We start from the raw sequence: 17,137 nt of genomic DNA on the forward strand, positions 1-17,137 counted from the left end.
CACGCGCCTTTTCTAATTTATTGTATTATTATCTTGATTTAAGAAGTGTTTATATTTCGGATTTTTGGCTACAAAATCATGTAATCTGCTGCCATAATGATCAATCCATTGTTCCACAATTCTTTCAGTCATTTCACTCCCGAGATAATCCCTGCCAGCCTTTGCCGAGGTTGTTTCAAAATCGTCCCACATTAATTCTACCCAAGTACGAGCTTGGTTATATGATAATTGTTGATTTTTTTCTAATAATCGTTGTGTTAATTTTTCATGGAAATCGTTCATGTATCCACTCCCTTTTTACCAATTTCTTATAACATATCCACGGCAGCAATGACAAATACTATAATCACGTGATAAGCTTTGTTATTAAAACACTTTGCTTTTCACGGTTTCTCATTCCCTTTTAGACGGAGGTAAAGCATGAGAAATAAAGCGAAAAATTTCCCAAACCAAAATAATAACAAGCTTGAAGGTGAACCACGTGCCAAGGCCGAGTATGCATCTACAAGAGCCGACGGTACGATCAATACACACCCTCAAGAGCGGATGCGTGCTTCTAGTCAACGCTACAACGATTCACCTTAATTTTTAGATAAGAAAAACGACAAGCCAGAGAACACACTCTGGTTTGTCCTTATTTTGTGCCTTTCAACATCGAGATGGGTAATGCTTCTTCTGCCCCATCTCCTCTTAGTCTATATCCCCATGCAAAAACGCCATTCATATAATCAATTTTAAAGTATTCTCCAGGAGCACCTTCAATTTCATATATTTCTCCAGGAGCAAAGGAATCGGGATTTAATAAATATGCTCGTGCCATAACCGCCTTTCTTTCTAATACAGCAAACTCATTAACCATCCCCATTTGTTCCGCTTTTCTGGCTTTTTCTTTAAGCTGGGCAATTTCTTGTTTTAATTCATGCTCTGTCATTTCACTGTAACGTTTCTCTTGCTGCATTTAACCCACTCCCATTTAATTTTTTCTTTTATTTTAGTATAGTGATATCAAGTAAAATAATAAAGGTTGAAGTTGTACATAAAGGAGAGAGTGTATTGAAAACCATCATTATTACTGGAGCCGGATCTGGTTTGGGTAAGGAATTAGCATTAGGCTTTTCTAAGCAGGGGTTTCATTTGTTATTAACTGGAAGAACCGTTGAAAAACTTTCAGCTGTGAAAAACGAAATTGAAGCAGCTGGAGGTAAGGCTGATTATGCCATCATCAACATCAGCAACACGGATGACATATCAAACCAGGTAAGCGAATGGTGCAAGCAATATTCTATCTTTGGTCTAGTGAACAATGCAGGTGTTGGTCATTTTGGTCCATTTCTCGAAAGTAGTGAGCAGGAGATCATCGAAATGCTTAACACCAATATCCTCGGCACCATTCTTTTGACAAAAGCCGTATTACCTATTCTAGCTAAGCAAGATGAAGGTCAAATAATAAATATCATTTCAACAGCTGGTCTTAGAGGAAAAGTCAATGAAGCTGTTTATGTAGCAAGTAAATTTGCCGTAAGAGGGTTTACGGAAAGCTTGCAAAAGGAATACGAGGGAAGTAATCTAGCAATTAAAGCAGTTTATATGGGTGGGATGAATACTCCATTTTGGGCAGGCAGCACTCATATATCAGACCCCTCTCGTTTACGATCTCCACGGGAAGTAGCCGATCTCATTTTTAAACAACTTGACCAGGATTCGATTATTATTGAAAGTAAAAAATCATGACGTGAGTGCGTCATGATTTTCCATTTTCAGCTAAATATTTTTCAATAAGTTCCATTGAAAAGCCTTTTCGGTATAAGGCTTGCTTCATTTTTTGCTCATATTCAAATCCAGTGTATTTACTATACTTCCTCTGAGCTTTCTCACCTTGGTGTTGGATTGCTTCCATCTCTTCATCGTCATCCTTTTCAACTTCAGCTTCATTGATGGCAATTTGGATGACAGCAAAGGGGTATCCCTTCCTAAGCATCATTTGCTCGGCCTTCTGTCGCAAAATTCGCTCAGACTCCTTTTTATTCTTAATAAAAAATTTCTCACATAGCTTCGTCGCTTTTTCAATTTGCTCTGATTGTGGATACTCTTTTAACGCATTGTGAATGATATTTTGGGTTACACCCTTTTCCTTTAATTCGCTGGTAATTACATCTGGGCCTTTATCTGTTGTATTTTTTTGCGTTCTTACATAGGAAAAAGCGAATTCCTCGTCATTGATATATTTTTGACTTGCCAATTTATGGAGAGCTTCATTAACTGCTGGTTCTTCCATTTCTTTTTGAAGGAGATACTCTTTTATTTCCTTTTCGGTTCTCATTCTTCGAGCCAAATAATGAATGGCGAGATTATACGCCTTGCGAATATCATCTTGATACTGAATTTCTAAAAACGAAAAATCATCAAGCTCCATGCCCTTTTTCAATTGAAATTTAATTAAGACATCACTATCGACACTAAAGGCATATTCCTCACCTTTGCCGTAATCCATAAAAATATTAAACCGATCCTGATTTTTCTTCTGAGTGGTGATTTTCGTAATTATAGCCATCCTTTTCACCTCAAGATAACTTTACCATATTTTTCACGATAGTTTGTATCATTCCTTTCTTAATAGGTAAAAATGGAAGATGTGATTTATTTTTTACCATTTAGCTTTATCGATTAACAATACATGTTGAAAGGAATGAGCAATATGGCTGAAAAGAAGAAAAAGGATAAGGATAGAGGGAAGTACAGCTTAACGAGTACACAAGAGGTATTATATCAACGTGAATTTAAAATGGCAGACCGTGCAGGCGGATTTACTGATAGAAAAACAAAGCTATAAGGATTTTTGGAGTTTTTTCCATTCATGAACCCTTTTCAAAAGTAAATGCTAATAAGGGAACCTTTCTAGGTCCCTGTTAGCTCATTTTGAAAGGGGTTTTATTAATGGGTCGTGCGCAAGGACATAAAACACGTGATAAAAATAAAGGGTCACTTCCACAAGTGCCAAAAAACATGAAGTCAGACGGAATTGATGTGGAATATTCCGCTGAATTTGCAGACGGAGCAGATCTCGAAGCTACTGCTCGTGCAAATGCAGCTAACCAACGTGTAACAAACAAAAGAAGAAAGTAAAAAAAATTCATAAAAGAGAAGCAGCGGTCTTATGCTTCTCTTTTAAGCCTTTAATAAACTGCTAACGATTCAGATTCAGCTTTTCGAATTCTATTTTTACTCGGTTTATTTTGACAAATATAGACCAAATCCTCAATAACCGCACTGGCGGTTGGGAACATGCCTGCACCAGGACCTTGTAAGGTGATGTCACCAACAATGTCAGTAGAAACATTTACAGCATTTTGTACCCCTTCTACATGATAAAATGGATGGGATTGGTTCACTAATACAGGCTTAATAACGGCCTTAATTTCACTGCCTTCCTTACTTATGTGAGCTATATGTTTATATCGTAGGCCATCCTTTATTGATGCTTCCATAAGATTACTAGTTATTGAGGTAATCCCTTCCACTTCAACTTCCTTCCAATTCGGTTCCGCACCAAAAGCAATTCTGCTGAGAATCATCGTTTTATAAAAAGCATCAAAGCCCTCCACATCATTGGTCGGATCAGCTTCAGCAAAGCCCTTCTCTTTCGCCAGCAAAAGCGCTTCTTCAAAGGATTGCTGCTTCTCCCTCATTTCTGTCAGGATAAAATTTGATGTCCCATTAAGGATTCCTTGAACCTTTTGAACTCGATTTACCTTTAGTAATTGCCTGATGGTTTGGATAATTGGGATTCCTCCAGCAACGGTTGCTTCATAGCCAATAGAAACATTTTTATCTTCCGCAAGCTTCTGCAGCTCTCTTCCATGATGTGCAAGCATTTCTTTATTTGCAGTCACAATGTGAATGCCTTTCTCTATAGCTTTTTTTAAAAAAGTAAAGGCTGGTTCTCGGCCGACAATTGCTTCAACAACCACATCCAGCTTTGGCAGCTGTAGTATCTCATCCATATTATCGGTAATCAAAATATCCTCGGCAATATTTCGTTCCAATTGCTTATTCTTAACGAGGACGGCCGCTACCTCTACCTTTTTCCCTAAAACCGTCTTTAGCTCTTCTGCATGTGAATGAATCGTTCGATAAACTCCTTCTCCGACTGTTCCAAATCCCAGTATTGCCACTTTGATTACCGTCATTTCCTACACCCCTTTGAAAGAATATTAAAAAAAGAAAACCCTCTTCATAAGAAGAGGGTTTGCTTCCTCCTCTTATCTTCCAGGCTAATATTAACCTGCAGGAATTAGCACCTTTTCAAGATTACTTGATGGTTGCCGGGCTTCATCGGGCCATGTCCCTCCGCCACTCTGGATAAGAGTTTTATGTACTTTTTTTATTATCATATTATTAGGAATTTTAGTTGATTCCTCTAAAACTGTCAATATATATTGAATATTACATTTACTCAAGATTCAATCTGAGTACTTTAAATTCCAAAACTATATAACTATTGCTCGAGTGATCTCTTCAATAGAAGCTCTAAAAACAGGATATTTATGGTTATGTAATGCAAGTATATCCTCGTCTTTATTAAATCCAATTTTAGGGAGTATTGCTTCCCCATCGAGTGAAATAGCAATCGCTCCTATTTCTTTAACGTTTATTCCCTTTTTTGCCAATCTCCTTAATTCTTCCGGTATCCCCTGAATAATTTTCTTTGCAAATTGTTTCCGATTCCCGTCATGGATATCGACGATCAACGAAATTAAATATAAATAGACATCCTTTGGTTCCTGATAATCTAAAATATATTCTGATAAATCCGATTCCTCAAGTTCTCCCTTCAGTATGGAATCGTACGTTTCTTTTTTTAATGGAAATAAACTAAATATTCCCTTGGTTCCCATGTCTGTGTTTAAAACATTGTAAACCTCAGGGTTTTTTTTCATTATTTTCATCACATAATCTTCAGAAACATGCCATTCTGCTGGGTAAATTTTGTAATTAAGCTCTAACATACTAGGAATGTCACTAAGTGATGCTTTCGTTATCTTATAAAGATTGGATTTTTCATATTGTTCATTCACAATTTGCACTCCTTTACTTTTCAATTTTCTCAATCATTTCCTTGTAAAAATCGCCTTGATCAACATCATATAAATGATATGATTTTTTAATCGTATCACGTGCCTGTGAACAGCCTTCTAAGAAATGCTCGATAAATTGTGTCCATGCCTTCCATTGTTTTTTGTCATTTCTATTTTGAACAATTTGTCTATGATAAAATTCAAAAATTACATCAAACAGGTTCAAATAATAATAAATAAAAGCTTCTTGCTTTGCTTGTAGGAAGGGATCTTCTTTATTTTCTTTTTTAGATAACGGATGGTTATCATAAATCCCCCATAACTCAGGTTCATCAATTAAGATTTTATCTATTTCTAAAAGGAGCTTGTTGTGCTCAAGTATAGCCGTATTCCTAATCGTAATTTTATTAAATCGATAAGTTATGTAACTAGTAATGACTGATACGATAAATGAAATGATCGAAATTATTAACGCTATTTTATCCATACTTTCCTCCTTAATCTATTACGATAGTTCTATAAATCTATTTACTTTTTCATTATTAACGATTTCTGAATCATTCACAAGTATGTATACTTTATCTTCCAATTGAAAAAAGCAGAATAGTACCAAGAATACCTATTCTGCTTTTTCAATTATTTATTTAGTTTATTTGTAGCTAACTGAATTTGTTCCATCACCTGCTCGGGCGAGGTTCCTCCAAAGCTGTTGCGTACAGCGACAACATGCTCGGGTGATAAGACTGTGTAAATATCTTCTTCAAATAACGTACTAAACTCCTGATATTCTTCAAAACTTAAATCAAGCAAATACTTTTGCTGCTGAATCGCGTACAAGACGATTTTTCCAATTACTTCATGGGCATCACGGAATGGGAGACCCTTTCTCACTAAATAATCTGCTATATCCGTAGCATTCGAATAATCATTGTTAATCGCTTTTCGCATGACATCTTTATTCACCGTCATCGTTTCGATCATTGGCGCCAATAATTGTAGTGAACCTTCGAGTGTTTCTACCGTATCAAACATTCCTTCTTTGTCTTCCTGCAAGTCTTTATTATAAGCGAGTGGCAATCCCTTAAGAACTGTAAGTAATCCGATTAAATTTCCATAAGTACGACCTGTTTTCCCTCTTAACAGCTCAGGCACATCCGGATTTTTCTTTTGCGGCATAATGCTGGAACCTGTACAGAAAGAATCGTCTAACTCGACGAATTGAAACTCTTGGCTCGACCAAATGACAAGCTCCTCTGAAAATCTCGAAATATGTGTCATGATAATGGAGCCGATTGAAAGAAACTCCAAGATAAAATCCCTGTCACTAACAGCGTCCATACTGTTCGGATAGATTGTTTCAAAACCAAGTAATTCCGCTACTTTTTCACGATTAATTGGAAAGGTTGTACCCGCCAAAGCCCCAGATCCCAACGGAAGCCAATTCACCCGCTTCAAGCTATCTACTAATCTTTCTTTATCGCGTTCAAACATCCAAAAATAAGCCATTAAGTGATGGGCAAAGGAAACCGGTTGGGCACGCTGCAAATGAGTATATCCCGGTATCAACGTATGAACATTTGCCTTTGCCTGCTCAATAAGCGATTGCTGAACATCTTCGATTAAATTGATTAACCCTGTTGTCTTTGTGCGCAAATATAGATGCATATCTGTAGCCACTTGGTCATTTCTACTCCGTCCAGTATGAAGCTTACCGCCTACTGGTCCAATTTTTTCAATTAGCAGCTTTTCGATATTCATATGAATATCTTCGTCTTCTACAAGAAATTCAACCTCGTTTTGATTAACCATTTGGTTGATCTCAAGAAGACCACTCTTTATTTTTTCAGCATCCTCAGCAGGAATGATTCCACATTCACCTAGCATGGTGACATGTGCTATACTGCCGGCAATATCCTCCTTGGCTAATTTTTGGTCAAATGAAATCGAAGCTGTGAATTCCTCTACTAATTTATTTGTTTCCTTTGTAAAGCGACCGCCCCATAACTTGGACATGCATACTTCCTCCTAAGACCTAAGAAATTTGCCCTCGAAAACGGTTCGAGGGCACAGGATTATTTTAAAATCGTTTCTTTATTATTCACTTCAGAATAAACTTTTGTTGGTAAACCCCAAATTTTTATAAATCCAACCGCTGCATTGTGATCAAAAGCATCACCTTTTGAATAGGTTGCAAGTTCTTCATTATATAAGCTGTGTGGAGATTTTCTTCCAACAACAGTATGATTCCCTTTATGAAGTTTCACTCGAATCGTTCCAGAAACCACTTTTTGCGTTTCATCAATAAAAGCATCAAGTGCAGCCTTTAGTGGTGAGTACCAAAGTCCCTCATAAATGATTTTCGCCATTTGTTGCTCAACCTGTGTTTTGAATTGCGTAACTTCACGTGGCAGTGTTAAAAATTCAAGTTCTTTGTGAGCATTGATCAAAATAAGCGCTGCAGGGTTTTCGTATACTTCACGAGATTTAATACCTACTAAACGGTTTTCAATATGATCGATACGTCCTACACCGTGTTTTCCTCCTAGCTCATTTAAGGTTTCAATTAATTGAACTAGTGGTAATTTCTCTCCATTAAGAGCTACCGGTACACCCTGTTCGAACTCAATTTCAAGATATTCTGCCAGATCAGGCGTTAATTCAATTGGTGCGGTCCAATCAAATGCCGCTTCCGGTGCTTCAGCCCAAGGATCCTCTAGAACCCCAGCCTCGCAGGCACGACCCCAAATATTTGCATCAATTGAGAACGGGTTGTCTAAATCAACAGGAACTGGAATGTCATTTGCCTTCGCATATTCGATTTCTTCGTCGCGGTTCATTCCCCATTCACGAACAGGAGCAACCACCTTTAAGCTAGGATTTAACGCTTGAATCGAAACTTCAAAACGCACCTGGTCATTTCCTTTTCCCGTACAACCATGAGCAACAGCTGCTGCTCCTTCCTTTTCAGCTACTTCAACCAATAATTTAGAAATTAATGGTCGAGAAAGTGCTGATGATAAAGGATATTTCCCCTCATATAAACAATTCGCCTTTAAAGCTGGTAAAATATATTCTTTTGCCAAAAGTTCCTTTGCATCAATCATATAAGCTTTGACAGCACCCACATTAAGTGCCTTTTGTTTTATGGCTTCTAAATCCTTGCCCTCGCCGACATCAAGCCCTAAAGCAATAACGTCATAGCCATATTTCTCTTGAATCCATTTCACTGAAACGGATGTATCTAACCCGCCTGAATAGGCTAAAACGATTTTTTCTTTTGCCATTTTTTTATTCTCCTCATATCTCAATGTATTATTATTCATTCGATAGAATTATTATACAATAAAATTCAAAAAAATCTACTATTCTAGTAAAAGTTTTAAAATTGCTTTTTGAGCATGCAGTCGATTTTCTGCTTCATCAAACACAACCGAATGAGATCCATCAATAATTTCCGCTGTAACCTCTTCACCACGATGGGCTGGTAAGCAATGTAAAAAGAGATAATCTGGCTTTGCATACTTACATAGTTCTTCATTTACTTGATAGGCTTTAAGATCCTTTAATCGCTTTTCTGATTCTGCTTCCTGCCCCATACTGGTCCAAACATCCGTGACAATAACATCTGCATCCTGGATGGCTTCGATTGGGTTATGCGTGATAAAAACCTTGCTTCCAGTTAAGGTAGCTGCTTCGATCACTTTTTGCGTGATTTTTCCGTCTGGCAAATAACCTGGCGGGCTGGCGATACTAATATTCATGCCAACTTTCACCGCCCCTTCCATTAAGGAATGGGCCATATTATTGTTACCGTCACCTAAATAGCACATTTTTAAGCCGGCTAATTTCCCTTTATGCTCTAGGATGGTTAATAGATCTGCCAGTACTTGTGTCGGATGATGCAGGTCCGTTAATCCATTAATAACAGGGACCGTAGCATGTTCAGCCAACTCCATAACTGATTCATGGGAGAACGTTCGAATCATAAGGCTATCCACATAACGTGATAACACTTTGGCAGTGTCAGAAATGCTCTCCCCTCTTCCTAGCTGAATATCCTTCGAGCTTAGGAAAATTGCATGCCCTCCAAGCTGCAACATCCCAACCTCAAAGGAAACTCTTGTACGGGTTGAAGACTTTTCAAAAATCATCCCAAGCACCTTTCCGCTCAAAAAGGGATGAGGTTTCCCTTGTTTTTGCAAACTCTTAAGCTCAATGGCTTCTTCAAGAAGATAGAGAATCTCATTCGTATGAAAATCGGCTAAGGTTAAAAAATCTTTCCCCTTTAATTGGGGTTTCCAGGAGACATCCTTGCCACTCCATTTAATCACATTTGCCATGTACAACACCGCTCTCTTCGATATTATAGTATTCCGTAACTGTTCGTATATTAGAGTCAGAGATATGATTGGCCTGAAGACCGATCATCGCCTCAACCGTATCAAGGTGGGTAAACATCGGAACATTGTATCGAGTCGCCTGTTCACGAATGTAGAATCCAAATTTCTGCTTATTTCTTCCTTGATTCGGAATATTGATAACGGCATTTAATGGATGCTGACGGAATAGTTCATCGACATCTGCACTATCTTTAATCACTTTTTCCACCAAGATTCCGTTTTCCTCAAGGTATTCCGCTGTTCCTTCGGTTGCGGCAATCTTTCCATGGGTTTTGGCTATTTGTTTCAGGATTGAAAGACTTGCAGGTTTTTCCCTGTCAGCGATGGAACATAATAAATAGGTTTCTTCTCCCTCACCTTTTGATGGTACTGCTTTTTCAAGTGCTTCAATAAAGGTGGCACCGAGCCCCAATACTTCGCCCGTTGATTTCATTTCAGGACCTAAGACATGGTCAACGCCCTTTAGCTTGCTTGAGGAAAATACTGGTGCTTTTACAGAAAAATATCCTGGCTCTGCTAAAAGCCCTGTTTCTTTACTTACATTACCCAAGTCTTCACCTAATTGTGCCATCACTGCCCATTCAACCATCGGAATTCCGGTGACTTTACTCATAATTGGAACAGTTCTGGATGAACGAGGATTTACTTCAAGCACATAGACTTGATTTTCATAGAGCACAAATTGAATGTTCATCATCCCAATAATTGGGGCAAATTTAGCAATTTTATCTGCGTATTCAATAATTGTTTTCTTTAATTCAGTTGTTAAGGTGATTGGTGGAAAAACACTGATGCTGTCTCCAGAGTGAACACCCGCTCTCTCGATATGTTCAAAGATTCCAGGAACAACGATATTTTTACCATCACAAATCACATCAATCTCACATTCTAGCCCTGGCATATAGCGGTCAACTAGTAGCGGCCACATTTTTTCCTGCGATGAGTTTTCAGCTAATTGCGAACTATAGTGATAAAGTTCTTCTTCTGAGAAAATAGTAAACATCGACTGGCCGCCAATGACATATGATGGACGTACTAAAACCGGATAGCCTAATTTTTTAGCGGCCTGTACTAACTCCTCTTGGCTAAGGACCGTTTCACCCTCAATATGGGGAATGCTTAAGTCTTCTAGCAACTGATAGAATTCTTTTCGATCTTCAAATCGGTCCACATTTTTAACAGATGTACCTAGAATTTTGACACCTTCTACTTGCAGGTCATGCGCTAGATTAATAGCTGTCTGACCCCCGAATTGAATCAGCACCCCTTCAATGTTCTCCTTATCAATAACCTGGAGGACATCTTCAGCTGTTAATGGTTCGAAATAAAGACGGTCGGCAACGGAATAATCTGTACTTACCGTTTCTGGGTTATTATTTATAACGACGGCTTCGTAGCCAAGCTTCTTGATTGCTTTTGCGGCATGAACGGAGCAGTAATCGAATTCAATTCCCTGGCCGATGCGGATAGGTCCAGAGCCGATAACCAAGATTTTTCTAGAAGCAGTGACATCAACCTCATCTGAGCCCAGCCAAGTAGAGTAATAGTAAGGTGTCGCCGCATCGAATTCTGCCGAACAAGTGTCAACCATCTTATATCCAGGCTTCCAATTAAGCTCCTTCCACTTGTCTCGAATCTGCTTTTCTTCAATCTTAAAAATTTGTGAAAGCAGCTTATCTGAGATATTATGTCGCTTTGCCGTTTTTAAGAGGGTGACAGGCACCGAATCCCAATTATAGGAAGCTAATTCCTTTTCTATAGAAACAATGGAGCTGATTTTGTATAGAAACCATGGATCAATCTGTGTTAATTCCTGGATTTTATCTAGAGTGATGTCTCTTCTAAATGCTTCAGCAATGATGAAAAGCCGCTGATCATTTGGTTTTTCTAGTTTTTCGAATAAGACAGCGGTGTCTGTCATTTTATTCGCCTCAGTACAAAGACCAAAAAGATTCATTTCCATTGAGCGAATCGCCTTGTTTAACGCCCCTTCAAAGGTACGGTCAATCGCCATTACTTCGCCGGTGGCTTTCATTTGTGTTCCAAGTGTACGATCGGCCTCTGGAAATTTATCAAATGGGAAACGCGGCAGCTTTACGACAATATAATCAATTGCTGGTTCAAAGCTCGCAAACGTATTTCCTGTAATCGGGTTCACAATCTCATCTAAATGATAGCCAATGGCACATTTTGCGGCCATCCTAGCAATCGGGTACCCAGTTGCTTTAGAGGCTAACGCTGATGAACGACTGACCCGTGGATTCACCTCAATAATGTAATATTGGTTTGACTCAGGGTGGAGAGCAAACTGGATATTACATCCTCCGATAATCTCCAATTCTCTGATTACTTTGATGGAGGAATCACGCAGCATTTGGTATTGAACATCTGTCAGGGTTTGTGATGGTGCCACAACAATGGAATCACCAGTATGAACACCAACTGGGTCCATATTTTCCATATTACAGACAATGATGCACGTATCGTTCGCATCACGCATGACTTCATATTCAACTTCCTTCCAGCCTTTTATACTTCTCTCCACTAGTACCTGTGTAATCGGGCTGGCTGCTAATCCCTTCTTCAAAACGACTTCTAGTTCTTCATGGTTGTTAGCAAAGCCTCCGCCATGTCCTCCGAGAGTATAGGCAGGACGGATAATGACTGGGAAGCCAATCTCTTTTACAAACTTCACGCCTTCATCAAAGCTATGAATAATCGCAGACTCTGGAATAGGCTCACCAATTTGGATCATTAGGCTCCGGAATTTTTCACGATCTTCTCCATTTTTAATCGATGCGACAGATGTTCCTAACAGCTCGACATTGTATTTTTGTAGAATATTCTTTTCATATAGCTCAACGGTCAAATTTAAACCAGTTTGACCGCCTAAAGTTCCAATGATTCCATCGGGCTTTTCTTTTTGAATGATTTTTTCAATTGTTTCGGTTGTAAGTGGTTCGATATATACTTTATCCGCAATCGTTTCATCCGTCATAATTGTTGCTGGATTATTATTGATTAACACGACTTCAATACCCTCTTCTTTAAGAGCGATACATGCCTGAGTGCCTGCATAATCAAATTCTGCAGCTTGCCCGATCACAATCGGGCCTGATCCGATGACTAGTACTTTGTTTAATTTTTTATTTAATGGCATAACGTGCTTCTCCCGCTGATGTAATCTGACTTACAAACTCTGTTAAAATATGCGCTGTATCGCTCGGACCTGGGTGTGCTTCCGGGTGGAATTGCACCGTTTGGATGGAATAATTTCGATGCTTCAATCCCTCAATCGATTGATCATTTACATTGCGATAAGTAACTTCAAATATGTGACCGTCGATGCTTTCATCGACAACGACGTATCCATGGTTTTGTGCGGTAATTTTGACCTTCCCCGTCAGCAATTCCTTAACAGGATGGTTCCCACCACGGTGACCGTACGCTAGTTTTTCCGTTTTTGCCCCATAGGCGAGAGCAATTAATTGATGTCCCAAGCAAATTCCCAGTGTTGGATAGTGTTCAGTAATCTTTTTCAATTCAGGGAACCATTTCTTTAGGGACATCGGATCTCCGGGTCCGTTACTTAGCAGGACCCCATCCGGATTTAAAGCTTTAATTTTTTCAAATGGTGTATGGTAAGGAACAATCGTAACCGAACATTTTTCTTCTAAAAGAGCATTAAGGATCGATTTTTTATAACCGAAATCGATTAATACCACATGCGGACCCTTATTTTTGAAAAATTGAATCTTTTTTGTTGAAACTTTCTCTACCCAAAGAGGTTGTAATTCATTTGTTGTAAAGTCCGCTTGCTTTGCTTTACTTAAAAATCCCTTTACCGTTCCACGGCTGCGAATCGTTTTAACAAGCAGTCTCGTATCGACTCCAGCAATTCCCGGTACACCTGCCTGCTCTAATTTTTCCGAGAATTTATTAATCGATTGATAATGGCTTGGCGTTTCACATAAATCGCCAATGACAACACCCGATAATGCTGGTGAGATACTTTCATCATCGATCGCATTTATCCCGTAATTTCCGATAATGGGGTAACAAAAGGTTATGATTTGCCCGGCATAAGAGGGATCGGTAATGATTTCTTGATAGCCGGTCATACTTGTATTAAAAACGACTTCTCCAAGTGAGTCTTTATTAGCTCCAATGAGTATTCCTTCAAAAACTTCTCCGGTTTCCAAAGTAAGGTATCCCTGTTCCAAAACCAACACTGCCTTTCTCTATTGTCTAGCTGCTGCGCCTAGGGGCTCTTAGGTCTAAGCCAATCCCTCCAGAAGGTAAAAAAACAACCTTCTAGTCGGCTCGTCTTATGCCTGTCGCCCCTGTGCAAGGCGCTTCCGCTTTTCTTATATACTTTGGAAAGTATCTTCCAACTTTATGATAAATTCGTTAATTTCTTCTTTTGTAACGGTTAACGGAGGTAAAATCCTGACAACATTCGGACCTGCTGTTAGAATGAGGAGCTGTTTTTCAATTGCCGTTTTAACAATTTCTAATGCATCTGATTCTACTACGATTCCTTTTAGCAGCCCTTTACCCCTTATTTCTTTAATGAACGAGTACTTATCTTTTAGATCATTGAGCTGTTGATCCAAGTAATCTGCCACTTCAGTTACCTGAGTTAATAAATTACTATCGATTATGTGGCTTAACGTAGCCACTCCTGCTGTTGTTGCTAACGGATTTCCGCCAAATGTACTTCCATGTGTTCCGGGTTCAAATGCCTTTGCAGCCTTTTCTTTAGCAATGATCGCTCCAATTGGAAAACCCGACCCAAGACCTTTAGCGATACTAATGACATCTGGCTCAATACCATATTGTTCGTATGCAAATAATGTGCCCGTCCTGCCGATTCCTGTTTGGATTTCATCCACCATTAGGAGGATGTCATGTTCTAAGCATATGTTTGCGAGTTTCTTAACCCATTCTGGTTCTGCTGGAATAACTCCACCCTCACCTTGAACGAGTTCCAGCAGAACCGCTGCAGGCTGTGAACGTTTTAGTTGTTCAAGTGCCGCTAAATCGTTATAAGGGAGATAATGAAAGCCTTGAACAAGTGGAGCAAATCCTTGCTGAATTTTTTCCTGGCCTGTAGCTGATAAGGTCGCTAACGTTCGTCCATGAAAGGATTGCTGAAAGGTAATGACTTCAAATGCAACATTCCCCTTAACTTTTTGCGCATATCTTCTTGCTAGCTTAATAGCCGCCTCATTCGCCTCAGCACCGCTATTACAGAAGAATACTTGATCCCCACAGCTATTAGCTGTTAAAAGAGCGGCAAGTTCTTGCTGATTAGGGATATTATATAGGTTAGAACAGTGCCAAAGATTTTGGAGCTGCTCTTCGAGTTTCGTTTTTACTACATCAGGAACATGACCTAAATTACAAGTTGCAATTCCTGAGGTGAAATCTAAAAATTGAGTTCCCTGATCGTCCCACACATAGCTTCCTTTCCCCTTAACCAATGTTACAGGAAAGCGGCCATAAGTAGCCATAACCGGTGAGATTGGGGAGACGGAAGTGTTATTTGTCATTACGCGATCTCCTCTTCTAAGACAATTTTTGTTCCAATGTTCTTACCCTTTGAAAAATCTATCAAGCTATTTTTCTCAAAACCGTTGATGATCCCCACTTCAGGGATATTATGAACAAGTCCATCAATGGCTGCTTTTACTTTTGGTATCATTCCACCATAAATGGTTTGATTAGATATCATTTCTTCAATGATTGTTTTTGAAACTTTATCGAGCTTGGTTTTAGTACCATTGTTATCGACTAATATTCCAGGGATATCACTGATGAAACAAAGATTTGCTTGTAAAGCTTTCGCAATCGCACTTGCCGCAATATCGCCATTAATGTTGTACCTTTGCCCGTTGGCATCAATTCCAATTGGGGATATGACAGGGATATAACCTTGATTTATGATCCCCTCAATAACGTGGTGATTAACATCTACCACTTCCCCTACAAAGCCTAAGTTTTCGGCGTCTGCTATCGGCATCGCTTTTAACAATGTGCCATCAACACCACTCATGCCAAATGCATTTCCCCCAACCTCCACAATGTTCCTGACAACCTGCTTGTTTACGGATCCACTCAATACCATCTCTACAACATCCAAAACCTGATGATCCGTTACTCTGAGGCCATTCACAAAGGTTGTTTCAACATTTAAGCTTTTTAATAATGAGGTAATGAGCGGGCCGCCGCCATGTACAATGATAGGGGTCCACTCACCCATTTCATGCATTTTTACGATGTCTTCATAAAAGGACCTTGGCAGATTATCTAACACACTTCCGCCACACTTAATGACTAAATATTTCATTTTGGTCCCCCCCTTACGTACGGTACGATGCGTTGATTTTCACATAATCATAGGTTAGATCACAGCCCCAAGCTGTTGCATCGTAATCCCCTTGATTCAGTTCAACGATAATTTTTACTGTATCTAGCTCTAAATATTCTTTTACTTCTTCTTCCACAATCGGACAAGGTAGGCCATTTTCAAATACTTTAAAAGTGCCAATAGAGACCTCGATACAATTTGGCTCAACAGGAACCCCGCTGTAACCAATGGCCGTAACAATTCTTCCCCAGTTCGGGTCGGTACCGTAGATGGCGGTTTTGACAAGATTAGAAGAAATAATGGATTTGCCAACCGCTCTTGCAGCGTTGTGACTGTACGCTCCGTTAACTTGAACCTCGACAAGCTTCGTTGCGCCTTCACCATCTCTAGCAATTTTCTTAGCCAGTTCTTCACTGACAATTTTTAAACCTTCTTTAAAAACATCCCAATCTGGATGGCTCTTTGTCAATTGTTCATGCCCTGCTAAGCCATTTGCCATAACCAATACCATGTCATTTGTACTCGTATCTCCATCAACCGTAATCATGTTGAAGGTTTGATTGGTAATATCTTTTAAAGCTGAAAGTAAATCCTCGTTGGCAACATTAGCATCTGTTGTTACAAACCCAAGCATTGTCGCCATATTTGGGTGAATCATCCCTGACCCCTTGGCCGCTCCACCAATTGTGACTGTTTTTCCATCAATCTTTACTTGGACGGCTATTTGCTTAATGCATGTATCTGTTGTTAAAATAGCTTGTTTAAAATTTTCTTCATTTTCATATTTCATTTGCAGTATTTGTTTGATCCCCGATTCCACTTGATCCATTGGTAGCAGTTCACCAATTACTCCTGTTGACGTGACGGCAACTAGATGATCCTGAATCCCAAGTTCCTTAGCAAACTCTTTCTGCATTTTATAGGCATCAAGTAATCCTTGTTCGCCTGTGCAAGCATTGGCATTACCGGAATTGACCAGCACGGCTTGAACTTTATTTTCCTTCGCAATGCTTTCTTGTGTAACTAATAGTGGAGCTGCTTGAAAAATGTTTGTCGTATACACACCAGCAACTGTAGCTGGAACGTCTGAAACTATATATCCAAGGTCCAGCCGTTTTCGCTTAATGCCACAATGCATCCCCCCGGCTTTGAACCCTTTTGGAAGAGTTACACTCCCATCTTCTATAACAACAATTTCTTTTTTTGATTTTACTGGCATCAAACTATTCTCCTCCTTTGCTGGTCCTTCGTTTCTTCGATTTATAACAGACTAGCTATCTAGTAAATGA

Annotated in this window: 18 protein-coding genes and 1 riboswitch; of the genes, 4 read left to right on the plus strand and 14 right to left on the minus strand. The window is 39.2% G+C overall.

Features of this window, described 5'->3' with window-relative positions:
- Positions 1-12: 12 nt before the first annotated feature.
- Positions 13-282 (minus strand): YfhJ family protein, encoded by a 270-nt coding sequence (locus tag ACWM35_RS15865; RefSeq protein WP_454819774.1) that lies wholly within the window; start codon positions 280-282, stop codon positions 13-15.
- A gap of 138 nt (positions 283-420) precedes the next feature.
- Between ACWM35_RS15865 and ACWM35_RS15870 the strand changes: the two genes are divergently transcribed.
- Complete coding sequence (locus tag ACWM35_RS15870) at positions 421-585, plus strand: small, acid-soluble spore protein K (RefSeq protein WP_454819775.1); 165 nt, start codon at positions 421-423, stop codon at positions 583-585.
- Between the two features lie 49 nt (positions 586-634).
- Here ACWM35_RS15870 and ACWM35_RS15875 read toward each other — a convergent pair whose 3' ends face one another.
- Positions 635-958 (minus strand): YfhH family protein, encoded by a 324-nt coding sequence (locus ACWM35_RS15875; RefSeq protein ID WP_454819776.1) that lies wholly within the window; start codon positions 956-958, stop codon positions 635-637.
- 95 nt (positions 959-1,053) lie between these two features.
- Between ACWM35_RS15875 and ACWM35_RS15880 the strand changes: the two genes are divergently transcribed.
- Entirely contained in the window at positions 1,054-1,731 is a 678-nt protein-coding gene (locus ACWM35_RS15880; RefSeq protein ID WP_454819777.1) for an SDR family NAD(P)-dependent oxidoreductase, read from the plus strand.
- Positions 1,732-1,741: 10 nt separating this feature from the next.
- On the opposite strand, the gene recX is transcribed toward ACWM35_RS15880, so the two are convergent.
- A complete protein-coding gene (recX, locus tag ACWM35_RS15885) occupies positions 1,742-2,551 on the minus strand; it encodes a recombination regulator RecX (RefSeq protein WP_454819778.1) in 810 nt (269 codons plus the stop codon).
- A gap of 144 nt (positions 2,552-2,695) precedes the next feature.
- Here recX and ACWM35_RS15890 point away from each other — a divergent pair, with 144 nt between their 5' ends.
- Both ACWM35_RS15890 and ACWM35_RS15895 read left to right on the plus strand, forming a co-directional pair.
- A complete protein-coding gene (locus tag ACWM35_RS15890; protein WP_454819779.1) occupies positions 2,696-2,830 on the plus strand; it encodes a YfhE family protein in 135 nt (44 codons plus the stop codon).
- A 104-nt stretch (positions 2,831-2,934) separates the two neighbouring features.
- Positions 2,935-3,123: a YfhD family protein gene (locus tag ACWM35_RS15895; protein ID WP_454819780.1), complete on the plus strand. Its 189-nt coding sequence runs from the start codon at positions 2,935-2,937 to the stop codon at positions 3,121-3,123.
- Positions 3,124-3,173: 50 nt separating this feature from the next.
- On the opposite strand, the gene ACWM35_RS15900 is transcribed toward ACWM35_RS15895, so the two are convergent.
- From ACWM35_RS15900 to argJ, 11 genes are all read right to left on the minus strand, one after another.
- Entirely contained in the window at positions 3,174-4,187 is a 1,014-nt protein-coding gene (locus ACWM35_RS15900) for a homoserine dehydrogenase (RefSeq protein WP_454819781.1), read from the minus strand.
- 69 nt (positions 4,188-4,256) lie between these two features.
- Positions 4,257-4,366: riboswitch (SAM riboswitch) on the minus strand.
- A gap of 121 nt (positions 4,367-4,487) precedes the next feature.
- Positions 4,488-5,075 carry a hypothetical protein gene (locus ACWM35_RS15905; protein ID WP_454819782.1) on the minus strand — a complete coding sequence of 196 codons (588 nt, stop codon included), beginning with the start codon at positions 5,073-5,075 and terminating at the stop codon, positions 4,488-4,490.
- Positions 5,076-5,088: 13 nt separating this feature from the next.
- Positions 5,089-5,562: a hypothetical protein gene (locus ACWM35_RS15910; protein WP_454819783.1), complete on the minus strand. Its 474-nt coding sequence runs from the start codon at positions 5,560-5,562 to the stop codon at positions 5,089-5,091.
- Positions 5,563-5,711: 149 nt separating this feature from the next.
- Positions 5,712-7,088 carry an argininosuccinate lyase gene (argH, locus tag ACWM35_RS15915; RefSeq protein WP_454819784.1) on the minus strand — a complete coding sequence of 459 codons (1,377 nt, stop codon included), beginning with the start codon at positions 7,086-7,088 and terminating at the stop codon, positions 5,712-5,714.
- Positions 7,089-7,147: 59 nt separating this feature from the next.
- Positions 7,148-8,359, minus strand: coding sequence for an argininosuccinate synthase (locus ACWM35_RS15920; protein WP_454819785.1), 1,212 nt, complete (start codon positions 8,357-8,359; stop codon positions 7,148-7,150).
- A 78-nt stretch (positions 8,360-8,437) separates the two neighbouring features.
- Positions 8,438-9,415, minus strand: coding sequence for an ornithine carbamoyltransferase (argF, locus tag ACWM35_RS15925; protein ID WP_454819786.1), 978 nt, complete (start codon positions 9,413-9,415; stop codon positions 8,438-8,440).
- A complete protein-coding gene (gene carB, locus ACWM35_RS15930; RefSeq protein ID WP_454819787.1) occupies positions 9,399-12,635 on the minus strand; it encodes a carbamoyl-phosphate synthase (glutamine-hydrolyzing) large subunit in 3,237 nt (1,078 codons plus the stop codon). Before carB ends, argF begins: the two co-directional genes overlap by 17 nt.
- Entirely contained in the window at positions 12,622-13,698 is a 1,077-nt protein-coding gene (locus tag ACWM35_RS15935; RefSeq protein WP_454819788.1) for a carbamoyl phosphate synthase small subunit, read from the minus strand. The genes carB and ACWM35_RS15935 overlap by 14 nt, the downstream gene beginning before the upstream one ends.
- A gap of 144 nt (positions 13,699-13,842) precedes the next feature.
- Complete coding sequence (locus ACWM35_RS15940) at positions 13,843-15,030, minus strand: acetylornithine transaminase (RefSeq protein ID WP_454819789.1); 1,188 nt, start codon at positions 15,028-15,030, stop codon at positions 13,843-13,845.
- Positions 15,030-15,827, minus strand: coding sequence for an acetylglutamate kinase (gene argB, locus ACWM35_RS15945; RefSeq protein WP_454819790.1), 798 nt, complete (start codon positions 15,825-15,827; stop codon positions 15,030-15,032). Before argB ends, ACWM35_RS15940 begins: the two co-directional genes overlap by 1 nt.
- A gap of 13 nt (positions 15,828-15,840) precedes the next feature.
- On the minus strand, positions 15,841-17,067 hold the full coding sequence (gene argJ, locus ACWM35_RS15950; RefSeq protein WP_454819791.1) for a bifunctional ornithine acetyltransferase/N-acetylglutamate synthase: 1,227 nt from the start codon (positions 17,065-17,067) through the stop codon (positions 15,841-15,843).
- Positions 17,068-17,137: the final 70 nt, after the last annotated feature.

Source organism: Neobacillus sp. K501 (genome assembly GCF_053749995.1).